The following is a 4404-nucleotide window of genomic DNA, read 5'->3' as shown; positions in this document are numbered from 1 at the left end:
TGTCGTTGTCGTTGTCGTAATCGAGGTTATCGTAGCGCCCCGGATTCACTCGCACCCCAGAGTGCATCGCTTCTCCGATTACGATTTCGACAACGACAACGACAACGACAACGACAACGACAACGATTGAGGTTACTCGGGGCTGGACGGGGCAGTCGTCCGCAACGTTTTCCTACTGCGCCTGAAACCCCGTACCCTCGGTCGCCGCGATCCGCCCGCGCAGCGCGCGCAGCAGGTCCTTGACGGGCCGGGCGCGCATCTCACGGGGGACGCAGAAGCGCTGGCGCAGGTCCTCGCGGTAGGCCCCGCTGTCCCGGTCGAGCGGCTGCCATTCCGCCGCCGGGGCCCGCGTGAAGCGCCCGTCGCTGCCGTAGGCGATGGTCTTGTAGGCGCCCCGCAGGGTGCAGCGGATGGCCTCGAAGGACAGGTTGCGGGTGCCGCTCGCCGACTCGATGACCAGGGTGTAATGCACCTCGGTGCCGCGGGCGTCGCCGAGCTTGAGGTTCTTGCCGTCGATGGCGAAGCGCAAGGGGGTCGCAGGCCCATCCGGGACGAAGGCGATCAGGTCCGCATCCCGCGGCCAGGGCGGCAGGGGCACGGTGGCCTCGATGGTCGGCACCGGCTCGCCGTCTCCGAGGCCGCGCGGGCGGACCGGCTCCGGGTCCAGGGCGAAGTTGTTGTCGGCTGGGGCGGGCGGGCCCCACAGCAGGAGCGCCAGGAGCAAAAGGAACGGAGTCTGGATGGTCTTGTTCATCGGCATGGCACCACTAAAGCTCCGCGGTGGAAAAGGTATCGCAGGCGGCCAGGCGCCCCTCGGCCAGCCCGCGCTTGAACCAGCGCACCCGCTGGGCGGAACTGCCGTGGGTGAAGCTGTCCGGGGTCACATAGCCGCGGGTCTGGCGCTGCAGCCGGTCGTCGCCGATGGCAGAGGCGGCGTTGAGTCCCTCCTCCAGGTCCCCCTGTTCAAGGATCTGGCGCGCCTGGTGGGCACGGTTGGCCCAGATGCCGGCGAAGCAGTCGGCCTGGAGTTCCAGGCGCACCGAGAGATTGTTGGCCTCGCTCCGGCCGGCGCGGCGGCGCAGGCTCTCGACCTGATCGGAGATGCCAAGCAGATTCTGGACGTGGTGGCCCACCTCATGGGCGATCACATAGGCCTGGGCGAAGTCCCCGGGGGCGCCGAAGTCGTTGCGCAACTCGTCGTAGAAGGCGAGATCGATATAGACCTTCTGGTCCGCCGGGCAGTAGAAGGGCCCCATGGCCGCCTCCCCCAGCCCGCAGGCGGAGCGGGTCATCCCCGTGAACAGCACCAGGCGGGGCTCGACATAGCGCTTGCCGGACTCCTTGAAGACCGCCGTCCAGGTGTCCTCGGTGTCCCCCAGGACCACCGAGACGAACTGCTTCATCTCGTCCTCGACCCCGGCCGTGGGGGCCTGGAACTGGGGCGCCCCGTCCGCCTCGGGACCCCGGCGCGCGGGGGACTGCTCGGGCGCGACCTGACCACCCGGGGTCAGCAGAAAGGAGGGGTCCACGCCCAGCAGCATCAGGACCACCACCAGCACCACGCCGCCGACCCCGCCCCCGATGCCGATGGTGCGCCCCACCCGCATCGGTGCCCGTCCGCCGCCGAAGGGGTCACCCAGACCGCCCCCCGCGTCGCGTTGGTCCTCCACGTTATCGCTACGTCTGCCGGTACGCCAGCGCATGGCCGTGCCTCCTCAAGGATCGTTGTTGGCTTTTTCCGGTGGGATCATAGCATCCAGACAGAACCGCCGGATGAACCCCCGTAGCAGTTCCAGGGTGGGCGGGATGCGGGCCAGTTCCAGAAACTCGTCGGGCTGGTGGGCCACCGCGATGTCGCCGGGGCCCAGGATCAGCGTCTCCATGCCCAGGCGGTCGAAAAAGGGCGCCTCGGTGCCGAAGCTGACCGCCCCCGCGGCGTGACCGGTGAGGGCCTCCCCGGCGCGCACGATCAGGGAATCGGCCGGGGTCTCGACCGGGGGGATGGACCTGAACAGCGGCTCCACACTCCAGGTGAGGCCGCGGCGTTCTGCCACCTCCGCCACCCGCCGGGCCAGTTCGGCGCGCAGGTCCGCGGGGTCCATGCCCGGCAGGACGCGCAGATCCAGGTGCAGTTCGCAGTCCCCGCAGATGCGGTTGGGGTTGTCGCCGCCGTGGATGTGACCGGGGTTGATGGTGGGGTAGGGCACCGCGAAGGCCGGGTGCCGGTGGGAGTGCACGAGTTCGTCGCGCCAGGCGAGGATGGCGGTCAGGGCCTCGTGCATCCCCTCCAGCGCATTGTTGCCCAGGCTGGGGTCGCTGGCGTGGCCGCTGCGCCCGATGAGGCGCACTGCCTCGCCCATGACACCCTTGTGGGTGCGCACGGGCTTGAGTCCAGTGGGCTCGCCGATGATCGCGTAGCGCCCGAGCGGCCGCCCGGCCTCGGCGAGGGCGCGCGCCCCGTGCATGGCCGACTCCTCGTCCGCGGTGGCGAGGATCATCAAGGGCTGCTTGAGGTCGGCGGCCCTGAGTCCCCGCGCCGCCTCGATGGCCAGCGCCAGGAAGGACTTCATGTCGGCGGTGCCCAGCCCGTAGTAGCGCCCCTGGGATTCGGTGAGCTTGAGCGGGTCATGCGACCAGAGCGGCTCATTGAAGGGGACCGTATCGGTGTGGCCGGACAGGACCAGGCCGCCGGGGCCGCGGCCCAGGGTCCCGAGCAGATTGGCCTTGTCCGGATGCCCGGGAATGGGCAGCACCTCGACCCGAAACCCGGCCGCCGCGAGCCAGCCGGCCAGCCGGTCGATGACCGGGCGGTTGCTGTGGTCGTAGGCCGGCGTGATGCTGCTGACCGACAGGCTGCCGATCAGGCCTTGCAGCATGGGAATGAGTGCAGGGGCTTGGCTGGACATGGGGCTCCGGGCGCTGAGGCCGGGGCCGGCGGCGGGCGAGGGGTGCCGCCGCGGGCCTGGGCTTGGGGTCGATGGCGCGAGCTTACCGCGAAAGTCGCGCAGCGACGCTGTGGGAGCGGCTTCAGCCGCGACGAGACCTCGCGAGCTGCCGCAACGTCGCAGGTTACCGCGGCCTCGTAGCGCGGCTGCAAGAGACTTGACGATCTGTACATTGCCGGTGGCACAGGTGCCCGCGCTGGCTCGGCTACAGGCCGAACAGGGCGGCAAGTCCCGCATTACGATGCGGGTCGACAACACGGTGCTCGCCGCCTTCAAAGCGCGTGCGGCCCTGACCGGCGGAAGCTACCAGACGCTGATCAACGAGGCCCTGCGTCAGTTCGTCGCAGGGCAAACGCTGGCCGATGTGGTGCGTGAAACGATCCGGCATGAACTCAGGACCGGCTGAACCCACGGCATTGTGCCCGAACTGACGGCCGGCAGCGGCGCCGTCACGGCGCGCTTGCCAAGACTCGCAGGAACGGTAATCCTGCTGCGCTCACTGAGTTCCTACGCCCTTTACCTCCGTTCGCAGCCAGGTCAGCCGACATGCAATCAGTGAATATCCGTCAACTCAAGAACGACCCCGCCGAGGCGGTCCGCAAGGCGCGTGAGGGCCCGGTCCTGGTCCTCAAGGGCGATTACCCGGAGGCCGTATTGATGCACCTGGACGCATCGGCGCTCACGCCCGAGGGCGACGGGCTGGCCCTGGCCCTGGCCGTGGTCCTCTACAAGGACGGGGCCATGTCGCTTGGGCGCGCGGCGCGGGTGGCGCGGGTCAGCGTCTCCGAGATGGTGACCCACCTGTCCCGACTGGGTATCCCGATCGCGGGGGCCGACCCGATCGATCATGCCCCCGACATGCAGACCCTCGATCGATGGCTCGCCTCGTCCTGAGCGACGCCAGCTGGGTGCCGGCGAAACCAGTTGCCTGCGCGTCGCCCTTGCCCGTGACGAGCCCTGCCTGTTGCTGCTCGACGACCGCCTGGCACGACGGGAGGCACGTCGCGCCGGACTCCAGATCATCGGGGTCGCGGCCATTATCGGTATGGCCGAGCAACGCGGGTTGATACCGTCTGCCCGCGACGTATTCAACGCACTCTTGCAGACCGACTTTCGGATTGGTGCGCAGGTCATTCAGTCTGTCCTGGATTCGCTGGTGACGCCGCGGGGATAGGACCGATGACGAGCGGGTAGCCTGGATGGAGCGCAGCGGAATCCAGGTCCCAGCGGCAACCCGCTGCTTTCTTTAGTATCTGCGAGGCCTGCGTCAGTTCGTCGCAGGGCAAACGCTGGCCGATGTGGTGCGTGAAACGATCCGGCATGAACTCAGGACGTGAAAGTCGCGCGGCGTCGCTGTGGGAGCGGCTTCAGCCGCGACGAGATTTCGCGGGTTACCCGAGCGTCGCGGGTCACCGCCTCTGCGTCTCTGCGCCTCTGCGTGAGACCTCTTAAGAATCTC

At 68.7% G+C, this 4404-nt stretch carries 6 protein-coding genes; 3 read left to right on the top strand and 3 right to left on the bottom strand.

What is annotated here, in order from left to right:
• Window positions 1-172 precede the first annotated feature (172 nt).
• From QZY48_RS27160 to argE, 3 genes are read right to left on the bottom strand one after another with little or no spacing between them, the layout of a single operon-like run.
• Complete coding sequence (locus tag QZY48_RS27160) at window positions 173-754, bottom strand: CNP1-like family protein (protein WP_295436696.1); 582 nt, start codon at window positions 752-754, stop codon at window positions 173-175.
• A 13-nt stretch (window positions 755-767) separates the two neighbouring features.
• Window positions 768-1703: a neutral zinc metallopeptidase gene (locus QZY48_RS27155; protein WP_295436695.1), complete on the bottom strand. Its 936-nt coding sequence runs from the start codon at window positions 1701-1703 to the stop codon at window positions 768-770.
• Window positions 1704-1715: 12 nt separating this feature from the next.
• Window positions 1716-2906 (bottom strand): acetylornithine deacetylase, encoded by a 1191-nt coding sequence (argE, locus tag QZY48_RS27150; protein WP_295436694.1) that lies wholly within the window; start codon window positions 2904-2906, stop codon window positions 1716-1718.
• Between the two features lie 217 nt (window positions 2907-3123).
• On the opposite strand from argE, the gene QZY48_RS27145 reads away from it, so the two are divergent.
• The 3 genes from QZY48_RS27145 to QZY48_RS27135 all read left to right on the top strand — a co-directional run bounded on the left by QZY48_RS27145 (window position 3124) and on the right by QZY48_RS27135 (window position 4119).
• Window positions 3124-3351: a BrnA antitoxin family protein gene (locus QZY48_RS27145; protein ID WP_295436693.1), complete on the top strand. Its 228-nt coding sequence runs from the start codon at window positions 3124-3126 to the stop codon at window positions 3349-3351.
• Window positions 3352-3491: 140 nt separating this feature from the next.
• Window positions 3492-3839, top strand: coding sequence for a UPF0175 family protein (locus tag QZY48_RS27140; RefSeq protein WP_295436692.1), 348 nt, complete (start codon window positions 3492-3494; stop codon window positions 3837-3839).
• Window positions 3840-3909: 70 nt separating this feature from the next.
• Window positions 3910-4119 carry a DUF3368 domain-containing protein gene (locus tag QZY48_RS27135; RefSeq protein WP_295436690.1) on the top strand — a complete coding sequence of 70 codons (210 nt, stop codon included), beginning with the start codon at window positions 3910-3912 and terminating at the stop codon, window positions 4117-4119.
• Window positions 4120-4404: the final 285 nt, after the last annotated feature.

It is taken from the genome of uncultured Thiodictyon sp., from assembly GCF_903828115.1.
In the GTDB taxonomy this organism is placed as follows: domain Bacteria; phylum Pseudomonadota; class Gammaproteobacteria; order Chromatiales; family Chromatiaceae; genus Thiodictyon.
Note: the sequence above shows the minus strand (reverse complement) of the source record. Positions and strands in the feature narration are given on the sequence as shown.

What these genes read in the sequence shown, in the direction of transcription:
- QZY48_RS27160 (WP_295436696.1), bottom strand. Translation starts at nt 754, where the DNA reads ATGAACAAGACCATCCAGACTCCGTTCCTTTTGCTCCTGGCGCTCCTG.
- argE (WP_295436694.1), bottom strand. Translation starts at nt 2,906, where the DNA reads ATGTCCAGCCAAGCCCCTGCACTCATTCCCATGCTGCAAGGCCTGATC.
- QZY48_RS27140 (WP_295436692.1), top strand. Translation starts at nt 3,492, where the DNA reads ATGCAATCAGTGAATATCCGTCAACTCAAGAACGACCCCGCCGAGGCG.
- QZY48_RS27155 (WP_295436695.1), bottom strand. Translation starts at nt 1,703, where the DNA reads ATGCGCTGGCGTACCGGCAGACGTAGCGATAACGTGGAGGACCAACGC.